Source organism: Desulfoluna sp. HI9BLuna (genome assembly GCF_056829775.1).
On record NZ_CP186555.1, the window covers coordinates 5285179 to 5305431 of the forward strand.

Annotated in this window: 15 protein-coding genes; 7 read left to right on the forward strand and 8 right to left on the reverse strand. The window is 59.2% G+C overall.

Going from position 1 to position 20253, the window contains the following annotated elements; genetic code table 11:
* Positions 1–9: 9 nt before the first annotated feature.
* The 5 genes from mutS to ACOYW0_RS21575 form a co-directional block, all read right to left on the reverse strand.
* On the reverse strand, positions 10–2688 hold the full coding sequence (gene mutS / locus ACOYW0_RS21555; protein ID WP_482415817.1) for a DNA mismatch repair protein MutS: 2679 nt from the start codon (positions 2686–2688) through the stop codon (positions 10–12).
* Positions 2689–2872: 184 nt separating this feature from the next.
* Positions 2873–3274, reverse strand: a complete 402-nt coding sequence (locus tag ACOYW0_RS21560) for a hypothetical protein (protein ID WP_482415818.1) — start codon at positions 3272–3274, stop codon at positions 2873–2875.
* Between the two features lie 221 nt (positions 3275–3495).
* Positions 3496–4236, reverse strand: coding sequence for a UPF0280 family protein (locus ACOYW0_RS21565; RefSeq protein WP_482415819.1), 741 nt, complete (start codon positions 4234–4236; stop codon positions 3496–3498).
* Between the two features lie 7 nt (positions 4237–4243).
* Positions 4244–5407 (reverse strand): deoxyguanosinetriphosphate triphosphohydrolase family protein, encoded by a 1164-nt coding sequence (locus tag ACOYW0_RS21570; RefSeq protein ID WP_482415820.1) that lies wholly within the window; start codon positions 5405–5407, stop codon positions 4244–4246.
* 77 nt (positions 5408–5484) lie between these two features.
* A complete protein-coding gene (locus tag ACOYW0_RS21575; RefSeq protein ID WP_482415821.1) occupies positions 5485–6333 on the reverse strand; it encodes a P-loop NTPase in 849 nt (282 codons plus the stop codon).
* 476 nt (positions 6334–6809) lie between these two features.
* Here ACOYW0_RS21575 and ACOYW0_RS21580 point away from each other — a divergent pair, with 476 nt between their 5' ends.
* The gene (locus tag ACOYW0_RS21580; protein WP_482415822.1) at positions 6810–8153 is read left to right on the forward strand and encodes a CCA tRNA nucleotidyltransferase; all 1344 of its coding nucleotides are present in this window, start codon (positions 6810–6812) and stop codon (positions 8151–8153) included.
* Positions 8154–8807: 654 nt separating this feature from the next.
* Here the strand turns inward: ACOYW0_RS21580 and ACOYW0_RS21585 are convergent.
* Both ACOYW0_RS21585 and ACOYW0_RS21590 read right to left on the reverse strand, forming a co-directional pair.
* Entirely contained in the window at positions 8808–9254 is a 447-nt protein-coding gene (locus ACOYW0_RS21585) for a methyltransferase family protein (protein WP_482415823.1), read from the reverse strand.
* A 397-nt stretch (positions 9255–9651) separates the two neighbouring features.
* Positions 9652–11382: an ABC-ATPase domain-containing protein gene (locus ACOYW0_RS21590; RefSeq protein WP_482415824.1), complete on the reverse strand. Its 1731-nt coding sequence runs from the start codon at positions 11380–11382 to the stop codon at positions 9652–9654.
* Positions 11383–11673: 291 nt separating this feature from the next.
* On the opposite strand from ACOYW0_RS21590, the gene ACOYW0_RS21595 reads away from it, so the two are divergent.
* From ACOYW0_RS21595 to ACOYW0_RS21615, 5 genes are all read left to right on the forward strand, one after another.
* Positions 11674–14001, forward strand: coding sequence for an efflux RND transporter permease subunit (locus tag ACOYW0_RS21595; RefSeq protein ID WP_482415825.1), 2328 nt, complete (start codon positions 11674–11676; stop codon positions 13999–14001).
* Positions 14001–15413 carry a DUF1302 family protein gene (locus ACOYW0_RS21600; protein ID WP_482415826.1) on the forward strand — a complete coding sequence of 471 codons (1413 nt, stop codon included), beginning with the start codon at positions 14001–14003 and terminating at the stop codon, positions 15411–15413. Before ACOYW0_RS21595 ends, ACOYW0_RS21600 begins: the two co-directional genes overlap by 1 nt.
* 143 nt (positions 15414–15556) lie before the next feature.
* A complete protein-coding gene (locus ACOYW0_RS21605) occupies positions 15557–16303 on the forward strand; it encodes an outer membrane lipoprotein-sorting protein (RefSeq protein ID WP_482415827.1) in 747 nt (248 codons plus the stop codon).
* A 129-nt stretch (positions 16304–16432) separates the two neighbouring features.
* The gene (locus ACOYW0_RS21610; protein WP_180142099.1) at positions 16433–17104 is read left to right on the forward strand and encodes a TetR/AcrR family transcriptional regulator; all 672 of its coding nucleotides are present in this window, start codon (positions 16433–16435) and stop codon (positions 17102–17104) included.
* A gap of 134 nt (positions 17105–17238) precedes the next feature.
* Complete coding sequence (locus ACOYW0_RS21615; RefSeq protein ID WP_482415828.1) at positions 17239–17874, forward strand: YkgJ family cysteine cluster protein; 636 nt, start codon at positions 17239–17241, stop codon at positions 17872–17874.
* Positions 17875–17959: 85 nt separating this feature from the next.
* On the opposite strand, the gene ACOYW0_RS21620 is transcribed toward ACOYW0_RS21615, so the two are convergent.
* On the reverse strand, positions 17960–18499 hold the full coding sequence (locus tag ACOYW0_RS21620) for a Pycsar system effector family protein (protein ID WP_482415829.1): 540 nt from the start codon (positions 18497–18499) through the stop codon (positions 17960–17962).
* A gap of 323 nt (positions 18500–18822) precedes the next feature.
* Here ACOYW0_RS21620 and ACOYW0_RS21625 point away from each other — a divergent pair, with 323 nt between their 5' ends.
* A complete protein-coding gene (locus tag ACOYW0_RS21625) occupies positions 18823–20232 on the forward strand; it encodes a mannose-1-phosphate guanylyltransferase/mannose-6-phosphate isomerase (protein WP_482415830.1) in 1410 nt (469 codons plus the stop codon).
* Positions 20233–20253 lie beyond the last annotated feature (21 nt).

Genomic DNA, 20253 nt, shown 5'->3' on the forward strand with positions numbered 1-20253 from the left:
TCTCCCACTTCAGCTCTTTGATTCCTCTTCGGACAGGGTTTTCAGTTCGTTGAGCAGGGCCAGGGCCTGCAAGGGGGTGGTGGCGTTGATGTCCACCGACCGGAGTTTCTCAAGGACCGGATTTTCCCGTGACGGGAAAAGGGCCAGCTGGACAAATCCGCTCTCTTTTTTTCTGGCTTTCCCGCTCTTCTTGGGCGGCTTTGCCTTTTTTTCCGGGAGGCCTTCTCCCAGGCGCCGCCCGAGGTTTTTCTGGTCGCCGTTTTCATCGCTTTCGATGACGGAGAGTACTTTTTTGGCCCGTTTGATGACGGTCTGGGGAACACCGGCAAGGCGTGCCACCTGGATACCGTAACTTCTGTTGGTCCCGCCTTCAACCAGTTTTCGCAAAAAAATGATGTTTTCGTTCCACTCTTTCACCGCAATGTTGAAGTTTTTGACCCGGGGCTTGAGCCCTTCGAGTTCCGTCAACTCATGGTAATGGGTGGCAAACAGGGTTTTGACACCGGCTCCCGAGAGGTCGTGGAGGTACTCGGCCACGGCCCAGGCAATGCTGAGGCCGTCGTAGGTGCTGGTGCCCCTGCCGATTTCATCCATGATGATGAGGCTGTCGGAGGTGGCGTTGTTGAGAATGTTGGCCGTCTCCTCCATCTCCACCATAAAGGTGCTCTGCCCCTGGGAGAGGTTGTCCAGGGCGCCCACGCGGGTGAAGATGCGGTCGGTGACGCTGATAACCGCTTTTGCCGCCGGGACAAAGGAGCCCAGCTGAGCCATAAGGGTGATGAGGGCCACCTGCCGGAGGACCGTTGATTTACCGGCCATGTTGGGGCCGGTGATGAGGATCACCTGATTGTCCGTGTTGTCCAGTCGGATGGAGTTGGGGACGTACCGCTCTGCGGTGATCATCTTTTCCACCACGGGGTGGCGTCCGTCCCGGATGTCGATGATGCCGTCGGTGGTGATGGCGGGCCGTGTGTAGCCGTTGTGGTCCGCAATCTCGGCCAGGGCCAGGAGCACGTCCACCCGGGCGATGAAGCGCGCGGCCGAAGCAAGGTCTGCGTTTTTCTGGGTCACGGAATCCCGCAGGGAGCAGAATATCTGGTACTCCAGGGTGCTGCGCCGCTCTTCGGCGTGGAGGACCTTGGTCTCGAACTCCTTGAGCTCTTCGGTGATGTAGCGTTCGGCGTTGACCAGGGTCTGCTTTCGGATGTAGCTGTCCGGCACCTGGGCGGACTGGGCCTTGGAGACTTCGATGAAGTACCCGAAGACCTTGTTGTATTTCACCTTGAGGGAGGAGAGGCCGGTCTTTTCGCGCTCCGTCACCTCCAGCTCGGCGATCCAGCTCTTGCCGTCGGTGGTGAGGCGGATGAGCTCGTCAAGCTCTTCGTTGAACCCTTCCTTGATGATGCCGCCCTCCTGAAGGGTCAGGGGGGCGTCTTCCCGGACGGCTCGCTGGAGCAGTTCGGCGAGCTCGGCAAGGCCAGCTGCGTTGCCGTCGAAGCGGTAAAGCTCAGAGCCGAAGTCCGTGAGCTGTTCCAGCAGGCGGGGCAGGGCCACAAGGGAGTTCTTCAGGGCGGTGAGGTCCCTGGCGTTGCCCTGGTTCATGGCGATACGCCCGGCAAGTCGCTCCAGGTCAAAGACCCCGCTTAAGTCCTCTCGGGCCAGGCTGCGGCGCGTCATGTGCTCCTTGGCCTCGGAGACGGCGTCCAGTCGCGCTTCGATGGCCTTGGGTGCCAGCAGGGGCGAGCGTACCCAATTTTTGAGGAGGCGGCCCCCCATGGCGGTGACAGTCTTGTCGATGGTGCCCACAAGGGTCCCTTTTCGAGAGCCGTCCCGTAAGTTGGCGATGAGCTCCAGGTTCCGGAGGCTGGAGTCGTCCATGACAAGGTAGTCGTCCAGGCCGTAGGTCTCAATGCGGTCGAGGTGTTCGATTTTCCTGAGCTGGGTCTCGCTGACATAGGAGAGGATGGCACCTGCGGCGCCCACCCCGGCTTTGAGCCCTTCACACCCGAATCCTTCAAGAGAGCGGGTGTTGAACTGATCCGTCAGGCGGCTCTTGGCGCCCCTGTGGTCGAATTCCCGGTCTTCCAGGTAGGTGAAGGAGCTGGTTTGCAGGGCGTCTTTCAGGGGCTCCATGTCCCGGTCGATGCGCAGGGATTCGGGAAGCAGGACCTCCGAGGGGGAGAGCTTCACCGATTCATCAAAAAGGGCGGAGAGGTCCGAGGTCTCGCAGAGGCGAAAGGTGCCGGTGGAGATGTCCAGGCAGGCCAGCCCGGCAGCCCCGTTGTTCCGGTGGATGGAGAGGATGAAGTTGTTGCTCTTCTCATCGAGAAGGGCCGAGTCCAGGATCATGCCCGGGGTGACAATGCGGGTGACGTCCCGTTTGACGAGTCCCTTGGCCGCCTTGGGGTCCTCCACCTGTTCACAGACAGCCACCTTGAGCCCGGCGTTGATAAGGCGGGCGATGTAACTGTCCGCTGCCTTGGCCGGGACCCCGCACATGGGGATGGGGTTCTCGGATTTTTTGTCCCGGGAGGTGAGGGCAATTTCAAGGACTTTGGACGCTTTTTCCGCGTCTTCGAAGAACATCTCAAAAAAGTCACCCATACGGTAAAAAAGGATCGCGTCCGGGTGGTTGGACTTGATCTCAAGATACTGGGCCATCATGGGTGTGGGTTTGTTTTGCGTCATGGTTGTCTTGTTGGGTGCCGCTCCCCGCGAAAGCAAACGCCGCGCTCAGTGGCGCGGCGTATATGGCTTTGGGACGGATTACTACAGGGCATCTCCGGGACGGAAGGCCTTATGGCGACGGTACGCCGGTGCCTCTTCTGCCGGGTGATTTCCCGTGGGGTTCTGGTTAAATCTGGGCGAATAATCAGCTCTGTGAGGACTCGGATTCCAGAGCTTCGGGGGCCTCTTCAACGACTACTTCTGCCTGGGGCTCGGGGGCTTCCACGGGGCGACGCTTCAGCAGGTCCATCTCACCGCGCAGGGTGGAGATCTTCTCCTGCTGGGAATCGATGACGGCGTTGAGTTCCTTGACCATCTTGCTGGATCGGAAACGGGCCATGAGGCCGGAGGTGTAGGCCAAAAGGAAGCCCACGAGGAAAAAACCGAGGAAGTAGAGGCCGTGGGCGATGGCCGGAGACTGGTAGCCCCACAGTTTGAGGTCCACGGAAAGAGCCTCTGTGGTAAGCAGAAAGACCCGATTCTGGTAGGCTACGACAAACAGTGCGACAAGTATCAAGAATATCAGAGCAAATTTAAGTTTTTTCATGGTTTTCTCCTGGTGTCGTGCCCGGTTTTTTTCCGTCGGCAGGTTTTTTGAGCCTGCGTTTGGGGCGCGGTCCGGCACAATGTGGCGGACGGGTTCGGCGAATCGGCAGGCAATTCGAGAAAGATACTGTTGGATTCACATAAACTTTTTGATTGAAAAGTTCAACCTTTTTTTCTCCTGAAGGGCTTGGGCGGCGGGCTTTTTGGGCCGCAAGCCATGGCTCAGAGCCGCACGAGGTCCAGGGCTCCCCAGAACCCGATACGGGAACCTGCCACAACCACAAGCCCTTCCACTCCGGGGATGGTTTTTCCAAATTCGACGGCCCCGTCGATGTCTTTTTCACCTGTAACCCTGTTCCCGATGGACGTGGCCGCCGCATCGGCAAGGGCGCCGGATGGGGAGACCACGCATACGGCGTCGCTATTCCCGAAGCTCAGGGAGTGGCCCACGGTGCCGGAGGAGGTGCAGACGGCAAAGGGCGCTTGCACATCCTTGAAGGCCAGGCCCACCTTCATGGAGAAGGGGGAATCCCCTGCGTGGAGGGCCACGGTGGTGTCTCCTTTGACGGCAATGAAGGTGTCCCCGCCGTTTTCAACGATTACCTCGGAAGAGTGGGGGAGCAGGGCCCTTGCCACAGCCTCGGAGAGGGCACCCGCCACGGCGGCCATGGGGCCGACCCCTGCCTTTTGACATGCATCGGCCATGGTGCGGACCAGGGACGGGGCCGGGCCGGTGACCGGTACGGGGACCAGGGAGGTGGCAAAGTCCGGGTGGGTTTCGAGCCATGTCTCCAAAGGGGTGCGGGCATCCAGGATGGCCCGGACAGCTTCGGCGGTGAGGTCACGGCAGGCGGAAATGGCAAGGTCGGTCTCCTTGACCGTGGCCCGAAAGGTGGTAAGGCTCTCCCGTGTGCAGAGTTTGCGATAGGTTCGGTTTTGATAAAGGGGGTTTTCGTTGCTCATGGGGTCTCTATGGTGACGGGGTGAGATGAATGACCTTCGGGCGGAGTTCCTCCGGGCAGAGGCGCAGGAAGTAGGTATCGGTCATGCCCGAGATAAAGTCCCGGACCACCATTTCGGCCGGGGTGGTTTCCAGGTAGGCCGCGGGCATGGTGCGGACAAAGCCCTCCATGATGAGGGAGCCTTTGCGCTTGCTGCGCAGGTCGTCCAGGCAGGTGTCAAAGACCAGGGCAAAGAGCTGGGAGAGGTTTCCCAGGTGCTCCTTGATGGCCGGGCTTCGGTAGATGCGCTTGAGGTTGAATGTCTTTAGGGCCTTTATGGCCTCTGCCGCCTCGTCGGAGTAACGGATCTCCCCTTCGGTGCTGTGGGTGATGACGTCGGTGACCAGGCTGTAGACGATGGTGCCGTTGGTCTCTCCCAGGATTCGGGTGCAGGGCTTCGGCAGGTCGCTGCGCTTGATGATGCCCAGGCGGATGGCGTCTTCGATGTCCCGGCCGATGTAGCTGATGGTGTCCGCAAATTTGACCACGCACCCTTCAAGGGTCAATGGTGCCGGGGCAAACCGCTCTCCCTGGCCCAGTCGGTGCATTTCGTCGTCCAGCTGGGCAAAGGTCTTGTGCCGGTCCGGGGAAAGGGGAAGGTCATGGCTTTCGCCGTTGTGGCAGAAGATCCCGTCCAGGGTCTGGAGGGTGAGGTTCCAGCCTTTCCCCTCTTTCTCCAAGGTGTCAAGGCATCGGACGCTCTGGATGTTGTGGCGGAAGGGGCCCAGACCCACCTGTCTGGAAAGCTCCGAAAGGATCTTTTCCCCCTGGTGGCCGAAGGGGGCGTGGCCGATGTCGTGGCCCAGGGCGATGGCTTCAATGAGGTCTTCGTTGAGCCCCATGGCCCGTCCCACGGTGCGCGCAATGCGGGAGGCCAGCTGCACGTGGAGCACCCGGTGGGTGAGGTGATCGTTCTGGATCAGGGAGAAAACCTGGGTTTTGTCGATGTATCGGGTGTAGGCCTGGGAGTTGATGATCCGGTCCACATCCACGGCGTAGGCGGGGCGGTAGCCGGATGCTTCGGCGGAATCGGGCTGGCGGCGAAGGGCGTTGGTGGACCTGGCGGCAAGGGGAGACAGGGTCTCTTCCACGCGTTCTAAACGGCGTCGGATTGTGGTGCCGGATGGGTCCATGGGTTGCAACCGTTGGTGTGTGGGCTGACAAGCGGGCGTACCGGCCCGGAAACAAGCCGGGCCGGTACGCGTCGATTTTACAGCTGCTTGACGATTTTTGCGATCACGCCGTCAAGGGCTTTGGAGAATTCGTTGGACTTGTTCTTGGTGAAAATGGGGGTGCCTGCATCCGAGGCTTCCACCACCTCCGGGTCAAAGGGGAGGGTGCCCAGGAAGGGAATGCCCATCTGGGTGGCCGTGGTCTGACCGCCGCCGCTTTTGAACAGGGAGATCTTGGTGTTGCAGCCGGGGCAGGAGAAGGGGCCCATGTTCTCCACAAGGCCCACCACGTCAAGCTTTACGGTCTGGCAGAAGTTGATGGACTTGCGCACATCGGCAAGGGCCACTTCCTGGGGCGTGGTGACCACGATGGCCTTGGACTCGGGGATGGTCTGGACCACGGTGAGGGGCTCATCGCCGGTTCCCGGAGGGGCATCAATGACGAGGAAGTCAAGATCACCCCACTCCACCTGGCTGACAAACTGCTGGATCATGCCCGCTTTGGCCGGTCCCCTCCAGATAACGGCCTGGTCGGCTTCGCGCATCAGGCACTGCATGGTGATGACCTTGAGGTTCTCACCCTTCTGGGCGGGGATGAGTTTTCGATCTTCGTTGATGTCGAGGAGCTCGCTTAAGCCCATGATCTGGGCAATACTGGGGCCGTGGAGGTCCACATCCATGAGTCCTACCTTGAAGCCCTTGTCGGCAAGGCCCACGGCGAGGTTGGCGGAGATGGAGCTTTTTCCCACACCACCTTTGCCGCTCATGACAAAGAGTTTGTTCTTGATCTTGGAGAGGGTACCCTTGATCATTCTTTCCTGTTCCTGGGCGGCATCGGTTTTTCCGCCTTTGGCTTTTTTAGCCGCATCCACACTGTCGTGAATCATGGTGCTCAACACTCCTTGTGAGTTCAGTCTGCGGGCTTGCATGTGGTGCTGGTGTTCGGCCCGCGGGTCATGAGGTCACCGGACTGATCGTCCGGGCTTTCACACTCTCCACGAGCGACACATGGAATGCACACGCCGTTTCGTGGGGACTGTAAAAACAGGGTCGCCTCCCCTGCCGTCCATCAGGGGAAGACTCAATATAATGCAAATCAGGATTTCTTCAAGGTGTAATGGACGAGATATTTTTTTACCTGATCTGTTTTGGGGTGGCTAACTTGTTTTGTTTTCTTTAGTCTCTGTTGATCGTGTTCCTTGTATTTGTGAGCGATCCCCTGTAAATCAAAGACAAAGGAAGGGTGCCGGACCGTCATGTTCACGGCGCTTTTTTTTTATCGCCATTTCCGGCTCGCCTTTGGCAAGCCGCATATATGTTCCGGTTGTATGCCGACTCTTCGTTTCTTTTTTTTTAGGTGCAGATGCTGACTATGGATAAAAAGACCATCGAACCGGGTGCCTTTGCGGCGCACTCCATGGCGTTGACGGTGCTGGGCCGTCTCAGGGATAAGGGCTTCCAGGCCCTTGTGGCAGGCGGGGCTGTGCGGGATTGCCTCCTGGGGCGCCCCGTACGTGAACTCGATATTGCCACCAACGCCTCCGCCCTGGAGGTGACGGCGCTTTTTAACGGTGCGCGGGTGGAAAAGGTGGGCCGCAGTTTTCCCCTGGTCCTTGTGAATGGGGTGGAGGTGGCTACGTTCCGTGGGGAGAGCCTTGAAGAGGACCTTTTTCGGCGGGACCTTACCTTCAATGCCATGGCCTGGTGCCCGGATACCCATCGGGTCATCGACCCCTGGGGGGGCGTCGGGGATCTGTCGAAGCGCATCGTCCGATTTACAGGCAACCCTGTGGAACGAATCCGGGAGGATCCCTTGCGCCTGTTGAGGGCGGCGCGGTTTGTGGCGGAGCTTTCCGGGGAGATGGCAGAAGAGAGCCTTGATGCCATGGCAGCCGAGGCAGGCCTTATGGCCGACGTGGCTTCCGAGCGGATCCACCATGAAATCCTCAAGGCCATGGCAGGAGAGACGCCGTCCCTGTTTTTCGAGACCCTGAGGCAAGGTGGGCTTCTTCCGTATCTCTTCCCCGAGATGGAAAAGAGCGTGGGCCACGACGGGGGCATACATCACGACGAGACCGTCTGGGAGCACATGATGATGGCCACCGACGCCATCTCGCCAAAATTCCCCTTGCTGCGCCTTGCCATGGCCCTGCACGACGTGGCCAAACCCCGGTGCGCGGACACGGGCAAGAACGGTATCCGGTTCCATGGACACGAAAAGGCGGGCGAGCCCCTGGTGGACGCATACCTGGAGCGCCTGGGGTTCAGCAACCAGCAACGGGCCTATGTCTCCAAGATCGTGCGCCACCACATGCGGCGCATCGACGCCGATTCCACCCCCAAGGCCGTGCGCCGGATCCTGCGGGACCTGGACGAGAGCAGCCTGTCCTGGCAGGACTGGATGCGCGGGGTCTTCGCCGACGGCAAGGCCAACAAAAAGAAGCGGGGCGGATACTCCCTTGCTGAAATGCGGTTGATGGTGGGCGCCGTGTACGCCGAGATCTCCCCCAAGAAACAGAGCGCCTTTTCCCTGGCTCACCTGGCCGTCAACGGCTCTGACCTCATCACCCATGCGGGCATTCCCCAGGGCCCCTGCGTGGGAAGGGTCCTCAAGGCCCTCCTTGACAAGGTGATCGAATCCCCGGAACTCAACACCAAAGAGACCTTGCTTAAAGAAGCGGCATTGTTGGCCGGGAAGCAGGCATAGCCTTGGGTGGCTAAAAGCAGCCTTCTTATGGTCAACGTGAGTGGAAAAAGCAAGCCTCCGGCGGCCAGGTGGGGGCACCTGGAAACCCTATGGCGAATGCATGGAGGAATCTATTATGCCATCGTTTTCTGGGCATTCGCATGATGTGTGACATCTGGCAACCGTCTTTGCAGGAATGGCCGATTTCATTCTTCTAAAAATACGATGAAGAACTTTGGGATTCGCTTGACTTTAACCATAATAACTCCGGCAATATAAGATATCGCCTGAAATCATAAGGTTGGGTTTAACAAACAGGCCTTCATCGTTCTTCTTGAATGACCTTTGAAAAAACCGAGAAAAATCAACGGAAACGGAGTGTGGGGTTCTGTGACGTATGCGCCACGAGGTAAATGTTTCCTGGCAGGCGCCAATCCGATCAATCGGGGGGCGTCGTCGGGTAGGGTGCACTCCGTGCACCAAAACCAGCGCCCTTCATGCCTCGTCCGTCTTGGTAAAATCAAAACCTTGGGTAACTTGGACACGGTGCACAGAGTGCACCCTACGGGCTGCCGGGTTTTTGGGACAGTGTCAGCAATAAAATCGTCATGGCCCAAACGATGACCAAGACGCATCCGAAACCTGCTTTCAATGTGGCACGCCTTGCCGCATTTCTTAAACCCACCGTGGAACCTTTTGGCAATAGTCCCGGTAACTCTCCCCGAACAACTCTTCCATCAGTTTTTCTTCCCCGGAAATGACAAATCGGAACAGGACCACTTTGAGGGCCCAGATAAAGGGCAGAATGGCGAGGTTTCCCAGGACCGCGCACCAGCCGGTCATGGTCATGAGGGCCACCACGTACATGGGGTTCCTGCTCTGGCGGTAAGGGCCCCGGACGACAAACGCCCTGGGGCGGGTAAAGGGGTGGGTGGGGGTATGTGCCCGCCGGAACTTTTGGACGGCATGCCAGAAGATCCAGAGGGCAGGCACCCAGAAGATGGGACCGGTAAGGTAAAAAGGGCTTTCCGGAAGCCTGAGGACCGGGAGCAGCCGATCCGTAAGAAAAGCCAGGCCGGCCATGAGGGTGAGCCAGACCGGAGGCCAGATTCGCAGTTGCATTTTAGGTGGTTCCTTTCTTTTGTGGGCGGAGTGTTTGCACATAGTGAGTGGTAAATAGTGAGTGGTGAATAGTGAATGGCACGGTTTCGTAAGGCGTGCCACCCACGGGCGGAGCCCGTCAGCAAATGTGAAGGGGCGAAGCCCCGGAGCATTTGCGAACCTGGGTTCCAAGGGGTGGCTAAGCCACACTAAGATAGAGGCTCTTGGCTGCTGGCGGCAGTGCGGTTAAATCCATCATGGACAAGTAGCGACAACGTATCCTGTGAAGCCGACGCTTGTGATCCAGTCCACACAAACCATTCGCGTTTGTGTCGGGCGAAGCCCGAGTCGAAGGCCCTTGCGCCTTGACCTGAGGAACGAAGGGCAAAGCGCAAGGGCAATCAGCTTTCGAGGTGGCTCACCTCGCTGCCGGAGGCCTGCCTTTTCCCGTGACGTTGAATGTCCGGGCGCGGTTGATGACGGCGGCCAGTTCGAGCTTTCGAAAGGCGGCCAGGTCGCCCCTCAGGATGTCGGAGAGGGATTCGAGGCCCTTTGCTTCAACTGTGTCCATGACCTGGTCCAGGATGTCTGCCAGGGTGCGGGAGCCGTCCATGAGGGGGGCGGCCATGGCCACGGCCTGGGCAAGGGCTCGGGTCTGGGAGGCTTCCACGATCTGTTCCACGTCGTCAAAGGTGATGCGGGTGGTGCCCAGGACCATTTCGTGGCGTCCGTAGGTGGTGATTTTGACCCGTCCCCGTCGCTCCTCAAGGGGGATGCTTTGGGGGTGCGGGGTGCGGTGGGCCACGGGGCGCAGGGGGCCGGTGGTTTCCTTCACGCGGCCGTCGGCATGCTCTTTGGCGATGGCGTGGGCTTTGGCTGTGACATCTTCCGGGGCGTAGTCCGTCATCTGGATGACATGGTCTGCCGTGGCAAAGTAGTCGCCGGAGCCGCCCATGACAAGGATGGTGGAGACGCCCTGGCGCGTGCGAAGTTCTGTGACCCGGTCGATGAAGGGGGTGATGGGTTCGTTTTCCGATGCCACCAGGCGCTGCATTTTTTCATCGCGGATCATAAAATTGGTGGCCGAGGTGTCCTCATCCAGAAGGAGGAGCCGGGCTCCAGCTTCGATTCCTTCGCAGATCCCTGCGGCCTGGGAGGTACTTCCGCTGGCGTTCTGGGTGTGGAAGGCTGCGGTGCTGCGTCCGAAGGGGAGGTTGTTGATAAAAGGCGAAATATCGGTGCCCGAGATGCTGCGGCCGTCGGCGGCCCGGATTTTAAGGGCATCGGGCCGGGTGATCACCAGCTCCCGGCCGTCCCCGGGGATGTGGTTGTAGACCCCCAGCTCCAGGGCATTCAACAGGGTAGACTTGCCGTGGAACCCGCCGCCGACGATGAGGGTGACCCCTTCGGGGATGCCCATGCCCGTTACCTTGCCCCGGTTGGGCAGCTCCACCTCCATGCGCAGGGAGGCCGGGGAAGAGAAGGGAACGGTCCCTTTGCCCAGGGGCCTTGAGTCGATGCCGCTTGCCCGGGGGAGCAGGGCGCCGTCGGCCACAAAGGCCACCCGCCCGAGGCCTGGAAGCTGGGCCCTCAGGGCATCGGCGTCTTCGCAGCATGTCACGTGGGCGGTGAGGGCGGCTCGTCTGTTTTTTTTGAAGAAGAGAGCTTCGGTGGCAATGGCCGGAAGCTCGGAGAGGAGCATCTCCATGGCATCCCGCCCGGCGATGCGTCTCCCAAAGGCGGGCAGCCCGAGGAAGAAGCGGGCCTCGACGTGGTCGTCCGTGACGGACATGGCCGTGCGGGGCAGGATCTCCTGGGACGGGGTGTCGATGAGGATGAGCCCACCTTTGCCTGTGCCCCGGGTTCCTTTGATTGTGCTCCGTGCGGTGCGGGCGAAGAGCCGGGTCAGGTAGTCGCAGAGGGCCGTGGTTCGGCTCGGGTTTGAGGTGAAGCTGTTGTCAAAACCGGAGGCGTTGCGGTCCACACGGACACGGAGGCGCGAGGGCTGTGCAAAGGGGTCCCCCTGGACATGATCGATGTAGAGGGTGAATGCCTTGAAGGCATAGGTGCCCTGAAGCTCTTTGTAAGCTTTGTATCCCTTGCCGTCGATACGGCGCAGGATGGTTTGAAGTGTCTGCGTGTCTTTCATGGGGGATCCGTTGTGGTGTTGGGGCGTGTTTGGCGCCAAATTGACCGGCGAGGGCGGGTGAGGCCTCTCCTGATTCGGTTACGTGTCAGGATACCCCAGGGGCATCTATGCTGACAAGGTATGACGCAGTGGTTGATGCTCGATTTGTACCGTGAACGTTGTTAATAATCCGTTGACAGGCCAGGGGGGACACGGTACACCCTGTAACGTCTTCCCCCTGTCATAACGTCTGTTATTTTGGTGCCCCGGACCGGGGCATGCCCCCGGATGTGCCTTCAGCAGAGAGGTCCCATGAACCGACTGATCGATGTTGCGGTGTCGCACCACCGCCGTGTCCTGCTTCTGGTGTTCCTGGCAACGCTCCCTTTTCTCTGGTTTTACGCACACCAGAGCTTCCGTAATCACATCAATGAGTTCTTTGATGCCGACGACCCGGATATCGCCTACTACACAGCCTTTCAGGAGGTGTTCGGAAACGACGAGGTGATGGCTGTGGTCTTCAGGGACACGGATATCTTCACCCCGGAGAATCTCTCCTTTATCCGGCACCTCACCGATATCATGGAGCGGCATGCCGGGGTGCAGCGGGTGCTTTCCCTCACAAACGCCGAGGTGGCTGTGGGTGAAGAGGATACGGTCTCCTTCGACCCGGTCCTGCCCGACGGGGAGGTCACCCTCGAGGTGGCGGAGGCCTCCCGGGGGATGGCACTGTCCCATGAGATCCTTACCGGCCAGGTCATCTCCGCCGACGGCACCACCACCTGCCTTCTTGTGGAGCTGCTTCCCTTTGACTCCAATGAGGAGAAAGGCAAAGCGATTCGGTCCCTTCAGGCCGCAGCGGACGCGGTCTCCGGGGGGCGGCACCTCCGGTACTCGGGAGGCCCCTGTGTGGAGGTGGAGATCAACGCGTTGACAAGGCGCGACAACATGCTCTTTACTCCTGTGACCTTTCTGATTATCATGGTCATCGTTTATCTCATGCTGAGAAATGCGGCTTTGTCACTTCTCGGCCAGGTGAACATACTGATCATTGTTTTATGGGGGGTCGGGCTTCTGGTGATGTGCGGAGAGGTGGTCAACACGGTGACGGTGGTGATCGCACCGGTGCTTCTGGCCATCTCCATTGCCGACTCCATCCATATCCTTTCCCACTACCGCACCCTGTACAACCGCAACGGCCGTGATCATCGGGCTGCGGTGAGGGAGGCGGCCCGCAACCTCTGGCGACCCTGTCTGTTTACCAGTCTCACCACCGGCATGGGCTATCTCTCCTTTGTGACCACAACGGTGAGGCCTGTGAAGATCGTGGGGGTGTTCACCGCCGTCGGCGTCATGATCGCTTTTTTCATGTCCGTGTTTGTCCTGCCTGCGTTTTTGATGGCGTGCCGTGCGGCTGTGGAAAAACGCCATGGGGACCGAGCCCCCCTTGGCAAGGGGGCCCAGGATCCCCTGATCGGGATGTTGACGCGCCTGGGGCGCTGGGTGGTGGCTCGCAGCGGAATGGTGGTGCTTGTCTTTGTTGTGGCGGCGGCAGGGGTGGGGTACGGCATGACCCGCCTTCGGTTTGATACGGACTTTGCCGCGTACCTCAAGGACGGCAACCGGGTAAAAAAGGACATTCGGTTTGTGGAGGGCAATATCAGGGGGACCGTCCCCGTTGAGATGGTGATCGAGGCGGTGGGCCCGGAAAGTGATTTTACCCACCCGGAGAGCATGAAGGTGCTCTCTGAGGTGGCGGAGGAGGTGATGGCCCATATGGCCGGGCAGTACACCCATGTGTTCTCTGCGGCAGATTACTTTGCCGAGATCCATGGCGCTTTTACCGGCGGAGACGGTGGAAAAGGGGCGCTTCCGGAGAGTCGCACAGACCTTCTGGATTATTACGAACTGGCAGACCCTGAGGTGCTGGAGCGGATCTTGTCCCCGGATTACCGGATGGCGCGCATCTCCTTTGCCTCCAGGTTCGGGTCCAACGCCAATGCCGAAAAGGTCCGGGCCTTTGCCGAGGCAAGGGTGGGGCAGATTTTGGGAAGTAACTACCGGTATCGGTTTACAGGGCTCTCGTCCCTTTACAACACCATGGACAAGAACCTGAAGATCAGCCAGATCAGAAGCTTCGGCACCGCCTTTGCCCTGATCTTCGTGATGATGTTTTTTGTGTGCAAGAGCCCGCTTCTGGCTCTGATCAGCATGGTGCCCAACCTGTTTCCCATCTGCACCACCCTGGGCATCATGGGGTGGGTCGGCATCCCCCTGGACACCTCCACCATCATGATCGCAAGCGTTACCATCGGCATTGCCGTGGATGATACCATCCATTTCATTACCTGGTTTCGGCGGAATTGCGAGGCCGGGCTCTGCATCCGGGAGGCCCTGGTGAAAACCTTTGGGGATACGGGCAAGCCCATCGTGATGACGTCTATGGTGCTGTGCACGGCCTATTTTGTGTTTATGACCGGGTCGGTGAAGCCCGTCATTGCCTTTGGGGCGTTGGCGGGGCTGTCCATGTTTTTTGCGTTGCTGGGGGATCTCCTGATCCTGCCGGCGTTGATTTACCTGATAAAGCCTGCGCTGTGCAGGGACGAGGCACAAGGTGATGCCCCGGGGAGATGTGTCTGATGTGTTGTAGGGTTGTGGCCTGTGTTGTTCTGATCTGGGCCGTGTGTGTGGGGTGGGTGTGTCCGGTGTGCGCCTGGCTGCCGGAGGGTGTGGAGGCCGAGTGGACCCTCGGGGCCAAGAGCATGGCACCCTTGAACAATACGGATTATGTCGAAGACAGCATGATCAGCAACGAGGTGAGGCTGGAAGGGGCGCTCTTCTGGGCGGGGGAGGGGTTTTCTGTGTATGGGACCCCTGAGCTGCGGATCAACGATGCCGTGTTCAGTGATTCTCCGGGAGGGGAGATCCGCTACAGCGACAGCGGGACCACCCTCAGGCGAAACCTCACGTTGTCGTCGCGGGGAGTCGAGCTCTCGTTCCGGGAGCTTTATGTGGAAAAGGAGACGGACACAAGCCGCTGGCGGGTGGGAAACCAGGTTTTTGCCTGGGGCACCGCCGACTTCATCAACCCCACCAGTTACTTCAACCCCGAAGATCTCCGGGAACTTTTCCTGAAAGAGGAGGACGGTCTGCTGCAGGGGGTGCCTGCGGTCTCCATGCTGCGTTTTATCGGGGACTACTCCGTGGAGGCGGTTTTCATGCCCATGGGCGTTGGGCGGCTCAATGCCTGGGAGGGGGACTATTTTTACATCGATCCCGATAACTTCTCCCTGCCCGTGAAACGTACGGACAACGAAGAGCGCGATGTAAGCGTGGACAATGCGGGGGTGGGGATCAAGGCGTCCCGGAGCGTGGGCAGCTGCGATCTCTCGTTGAGTGCCTACCACGGCCCCGATCGTGAGCCCCTCATCACACCGGACCGGGTGATTATGGAACCGGGGGAGCCGGTGTCTGTGGTGGCCCGGTCTTTCCACGGGGATGTCACCTCTGTGGGGGCAGACGTCTCCGCCGACCTGGGGCAGTGCGTGGTGCAGGCGGAAGGGGCGTGGAGCTTTGACAAGCAGGGGTATGTCACCCAGGACACGAGTAATCCGGCTGCCATGGTGTTTCCCTATGAGATTGTGGACTCCGGTTTCTGGTCGGTGTCGGCCGGGCTGAACTGGTTCCTTCCGGTGGTGGACTGGTTCCCCGCCCACGAGGGGGAGTCGGTGGTGACCCTGGAGGCTCATCGGTCGGGCTACACCCGCAATGGCCTTGGGGACCCGTTTTACGACGAAACCCTTGCCTTCCGATACCAGGACAGCTTTTTAAGCAGCCGGATTCCCGTCTCCCTTTTCTGGGTGATGGACGGGGAGGACGAAGGGCAGATGACCTGGGCCAAGGTGGGGTACGATTTTCAAAACGGCCTGGTGGTGGAGGGCTCCCTGGTGTTTTATGACGGATCTGCCCCGGAGCTGAACGAGGTGGGATCCCCGTTCTGGTACCTGAGGGACCGGGACCTGTTCATGGTGACTTTAGAGTATCAATTTTAACCCAACCGGCTGTGTCCGTGTTGGGCCCGGGCGGAGCTTGTGCGGCGGCGCGGCACAGGTGTTTTTATGACATTGAGGTGACGGTCCGGCTTCTTTCTGCCAGAGGCATGGGGAGGCGAATGGTCACCGGAAGAGAGGAATAGATGGTAAAAATGCGAAAAATCATGATTCTTGCGGTTGTCGGTGTGATGATCCATACCGGGGCCTTTGCCCTCACGGGGCGCGAGGTGGTGGACCGGTCCGAGGAGATCGCCAGCCCGGATACGGCCACCAGCGAGGTGGTCATGGAGATTGAAAAACGGGGTAAGGTGACGGAAAAGATCTTCACCCTCACGGCCATGGACACCGAAGACGGTGAAGACCGGGCCCTCATTGCGTTTCACAAGCCGTCCCGCATCAAGCTGCTGACCCACGCCCACAAGGGCAGGGATGACGACCAGTGGCTCCAGATGTCCTCGGGCCGGGTCAAACGCATCAGCCAGTCTTCGAAAAAGAAGGCCTTTGTGAACTCCCACTTCACCTATGAGGATATCGCGTCACGGGATGTGGACGATTACGCCTACACCCTTTTGGGCAAGGAGACCGTGGCCGGAGAGCCCTGCTACATGGTGGAGAGCCTGCGGATCAGGGGCAAGAAGGTGTATGACAAGACCGTGCTTTACATCAGCGAGAAGGACTGGTTCCTGAGGAAGATGGACTACTATTCCAAGGGCAAGTTGTTAAAAATTCTTGAGAACAAGGATATCCGGACCGTCGACGGGATCCTGACTCCCTATGAGGTGGTGATGAGCCGGGCGGGAAACGGGGGACAGACACGCCTCCTTCTCCAGGAGATCCGGTATAACCTGCCCATGAAGGCCACGGATTTTCGAAAAGAGTCCCTGCGGTAAACCGGGTGTGGCCGGTTTCGCTTTGATAATTCCTGAACGTGTGGTAAAAAAGTTGATCCCTCCTTCGGTGAAGGAGGCTTCCACGAATTGTCGTTTATCATGCCAATGACCATGAACCCGATGGAGACTATGGATACATCCAAAGCAACAGGGACGAACGCACCCCGCAACCTGACCAAGGGCGAGGCCACCAGGCGGCGCATTCTGGATGCCGCCCGCAAGGTTTTTTCAGAGCATCCCTACCATGCGGCCAGTGTCCGGATGGTGGGAAAGGCTGGGGGATTTGATCACCCGATCATTCATTACTATTTCCCGAAAAAGGCCGGCTTGTTCGAGTGCGTCATGGAAGAGCATGTGGTGGAGTTCCGCGAGTTCATGGAACACTGGTTCGACGGCCTGGACGCTTACACCACCGATGAGGGGCTGGCTGTTTTCATCGAGCGGGTCATTGATTTTCATCTCTCCAACAAGGACCTGTTCCGGACCCTCATGCAGAACACGGCCCACGTGGAAAACTTCGATCAGTTTCCCGCCTCGGCCCAGTACGCTGTGTTCCACGACAGCTTCCTCAAGACCTTTCGCCAGAAGGTGCACCACAACGCATCGGACGAGGAGGTGAGCAAGTTCGTTTACAGCTTTACCGTCCTGGCGGCCAACTACCTGGGGGCAAGCTCCACCTACGCCCGGTTCCTGGGCATGGACGGAGAGTGCGACGCCTACTGGGATTGGGTGAAAGAGACCATTCATTACCTGTTTTTGCCGCGAATGGAAAAGATTATTTTCGATCATCAGGACAAGTAACAGGCCCCTCGGGGTTTTCAAACCGATTCTTTCAGGCGGGGCAGACGGCGATGCAGTGACCCGGCAACGGATGCCCCGGCCACAGGATACGCAACCGTTATTTTTAATAAATGCCGGGTTCCGTCAGGCATGGCATGGCCAAGAAGAAGAGATCAAGCAACTACCCCGAGCCGCAACGGCTCTCCTATCCCGAGGCGGAGAAGGCCCATTCATGGCTTTCCATGCTTCTGGATGCTTACATCATCGCGGACAAGGGCATTTATGCCAGCGTGGAGGCCCAACTCAAGAAAGGACGACGGCTTGCATGCGCTAAAGGGTGCTCCACCTGCTGCTCCACCCACGTCACCATTCCTGTCTACCCCCTGGAACTTGCGGGGATCTACTGGTACGCCATTGAGAGCCTCAGCGGAGAGGCCGCACAAACCATCCAGCACCAGCTCGCCCGGTTTCACCCCGGGGCCGGGTGTCCGTTCCTCGTGGACGGAGGCTGTGGCATTCATCCCATGCGCCCCCTGGCCTGCAGGCATTTTAACGTCTTCGACACCCCCTGCGCCGAAGGGGAGGACCCGTTTTTTACCCGCAGGGGCGATGTGCTGACCCCGGATGAGAAGGCCAAGGACAAGGCCCTCATGGCCATGCTCCCTTATCACGGCATCACGGACCGGGCCGAAAAGCGCGAGACCATCAAAAAAGGGCTTATTCACAACACTGTCCAGAACCTCCAGGAGATCGAGTGGGTGAAACTGGCCCAGAGGATGGGGGGGAAATAGGAAACAGGAAATAGATGATAGGTGATAGGTTATAGGTTATAGGGGAACAGGGGGTGGGAAGGCCCTCGTTTCATGACCTTATGGATTACATGAGCTGGAATTGCCCGGCGAAGATGGCCGCAAGGGCCAGGGTGTAGCCGGCCAGAAAGCTGATGTAGCTGAGTTTGAGAAGTTTGAACTTCGGGGTGAGAATCACGGTGCTCATGCGGTAGAGGTCCCGGGCCACCATGGTCCCCATGGTGGCTGAATTCTCCAGCATCTCGGCCATTTTTTCGATATAGGCCTCTTCGGTGTACTCTGCAATGCTTGAAAAGTGGAGCAAAGGGGGCTTCGGGTCCCCTTTTTTCGTGTAGCGCCTTGGAATGAGGCTGAGGACGGCAAAAAAGATGCTGAGAACCGAGGCGGAGACGCCCAGGAGGATGCCCCAGTGCCACTGGGGGCGCCCCAGGCCCGAGAGGGCGATGGGGATGAGAAACGAGTTCACCGTGATGACCGTGGCCGCGCGCCGGTCGGCAAACCCCACGTAGTTGATCTGCTTTGAGATGACCGCGCCGAGGATGGAGGCGCGAAAGACCGGCGGCCAGATGGTTTGTTTTAAAGGATCGTGATCGGTGGGGGCTGGCATACCGCTCCTTAATATCGTTTCTTCCGAGTTGTTGGTGTATTAATGCCCGGCTTTTTTCGTCCCGACCCGGAATGGTGGGCCGGTGAGGAGGCAAACGGCCCAACAGGGCCGATGACAGGGGGTTCCGGAAGTTAAGGAAACCATGTTGTCATCCCATTGTCAACGCAGGGGAGCCCTCCCTTGACTTGCCTCTGCACCTGGCTTAGTCTGGAACAGGTACGGCATGTTGAAACCGGAGTGGCAACTGACAGCTGTTTTTCCGGTTTTTTTGTGCCATCGCTTGATGGACCATCGTTAACAATCGATATCAAAGAGGACTCACCATGGTGATACCCGTTATCCTTGCCGGGGGCTCAGGCACCCGGCTCTGGCCCCTATCCCGCGAACTTCACCCCAAGCAGCTCATCGGTCTCATCAACGAGTATACCATGTTGCAGAACACGGTGCTGCGCCTTTCCGGGTTCGAGGCCATGGGGCGTCCCATCGTGATATGCAACGAAAACCATCGGTTCATGGTGGCCGAGCAGCTTCGCAGCATCGGCATCGAGCCGTTGGCCATCATGCTGGAACCCGTGGGCAGAAACACGGCTCCGGCCCTTGCCGCCGCTGCGCTCAAGGCCCTTGAGGTCGACGAGAATCCCACCCTGCTCGTGCTCCCCGCTGATCACACCATCACCCATGCCGACAAGCTCCATGACGCCATGCGCGAGGGCCGAGACCTGGCCGAGACCGGGCGCCTCATCACCTTCGGCATCGTCCCTGAGTCTGCGGAGACCGGGTACGGCTATATCCGCAAAGGCGCGTCCGTAAACGGGGGAAGCGCCGTGGTCATCGACCGGTTCGTGGAAAAGCCGGACCTTGAGACCGCCGAGTCCTACGTGGCATCCGGGGAGTATTGCTGGAACAGCGGCATGTTCATGTTCGGGTGCCGGGAGGTCCTCGGTGAGCTGGACCGGCTCGCCCCGGAGATCGTGGCGTCCTGCAGGGAGGCCGTGGAAAAAGGGGCATCGGACCTCGATTTTTTCCGCCTGGATTGTGATGCCTTTTCCGCCTGTCCCGAGGACTCCATCGACTATGCGGTGATGGAAAAGACCGACAAGGGGGTGATGATCGCCCTTGCCGCCGGGTGGAACGACGTGGGCTCCTGGGACGCCATCTGGCAGATCGGAAACAAAGATGAGAACGGCAACGTGGTCAAAGGGGACGTGGTGACCCACGACGTCTCTTCCTCCCTGCTCCAGGGGGAGAGCCGGATGATCGCGGCGGTGGGTATTGAAGACATGATCGTCGTGGAGACCAAGGATGCCGTTCTGGTGGCACCCCGGAGCCGCGGTCAGGACGTGAAGAAGATCGTCAGCCAGCTCAAGGCCGACACCCGCTCCGAGGCCCAGCTCCACACCGTGGTCTACAGGCCCTGGGGGTCCTATGAGGGCATTGACGTGGCCGATCGGTTCCAGGTGAAGCGCATCACCGTCAAGCCCGGTGCCGAACTCTCTTTGCAGAAGCATTTTCACCGTGCAGAGCACTGGGTGGTGGTGCGGGGAACCGCCATCGTCACCCGGGACGACGAAAAGATCCTCCTTAAGGAGGACGAATCCACCTACATCTCACTGGGGACGGTGCACCGACTTGAAAACCCGGGGAAAATTCCCCTGGAACTCATTGAAGTACAGTCGGGAAGCTACCTCGGAGAAGACGATATTGTCCGCCTGGAAGACAACTACGGCCGATAGGCACGGTTCGGCGAAAGGGTT

Excerpts from the sequence above, each read along its gene's own strand:
- mutS (WP_482415817.1), bottom strand. The coding sequence starts at position 2,688 with ATGACGCAAAACAAACCCACACCCATGATGGCCCAGTATCTTGAGATC.
- ACOYW0_RS21560 (WP_482415818.1), bottom strand. The coding sequence starts at position 3,274 with ATGAAAAAACTTAAATTTGCTCTGATATTCTTGATACTTGTCGCACTG.
- ACOYW0_RS21565 (WP_482415819.1), bottom strand. The coding sequence starts at position 4,236 with ATGAGCAACGAAAACCCCCTTTATCAAAACCGAACCTATCGCAAACTC.
- ACOYW0_RS21570 (WP_482415820.1), bottom strand. The coding sequence starts at position 5,407 with ATGGACCCATCCGGCACCACAATCCGACGCCGTTTAGAACGCGTGGAA.
- ACOYW0_RS21575 (WP_482415821.1), bottom strand. The coding sequence starts at position 6,333 with ATGATTCACGACAGTGTGGATGCGGCTAAAAAAGCCAAAGGCGGAAAA.
- ACOYW0_RS21580 (WP_482415822.1), top strand. The coding sequence starts at position 6,810 with ATGCTGACTATGGATAAAAAGACCATCGAACCGGGTGCCTTTGCGGCG.
- ACOYW0_RS21585 (WP_482415823.1), bottom strand. The coding sequence starts at position 9,254 with ATGCAACTGCGAATCTGGCCTCCGGTCTGGCTCACCCTCATGGCCGGC.
- ACOYW0_RS21590 (WP_482415824.1), bottom strand. The coding sequence starts at position 11,382 with ATGAAAGACACGCAGACACTTCAAACCATCCTGCGCCGTATCGACGGC.
- ACOYW0_RS21595 (WP_482415825.1), top strand. The coding sequence starts at position 11,674 with ATGAACCGACTGATCGATGTTGCGGTGTCGCACCACCGCCGTGTCCTG.
- ACOYW0_RS21600 (WP_482415826.1), top strand. The coding sequence starts at position 14,001 with ATGTGTTGTAGGGTTGTGGCCTGTGTTGTTCTGATCTGGGCCGTGTGT.
- ACOYW0_RS21605 (WP_482415827.1), top strand. The coding sequence starts at position 15,557 with ATGGTAAAAATGCGAAAAATCATGATTCTTGCGGTTGTCGGTGTGATG.
- ACOYW0_RS21610 (WP_180142099.1), top strand. The coding sequence starts at position 16,433 with ATGGATACATCCAAAGCAACAGGGACGAACGCACCCCGCAACCTGACC.
- ACOYW0_RS21615 (WP_482415828.1), top strand. The coding sequence starts at position 17,239 with ATGGCCAAGAAGAAGAGATCAAGCAACTACCCCGAGCCGCAACGGCTC.
- ACOYW0_RS21620 (WP_482415829.1), bottom strand. The coding sequence starts at position 18,499 with ATGCCAGCCCCCACCGATCACGATCCTTTAAAACAAACCATCTGGCCG.
- ACOYW0_RS21625 (WP_482415830.1), top strand. The coding sequence starts at position 18,823 with ATGGTGATACCCGTTATCCTTGCCGGGGGCTCAGGCACCCGGCTCTGG.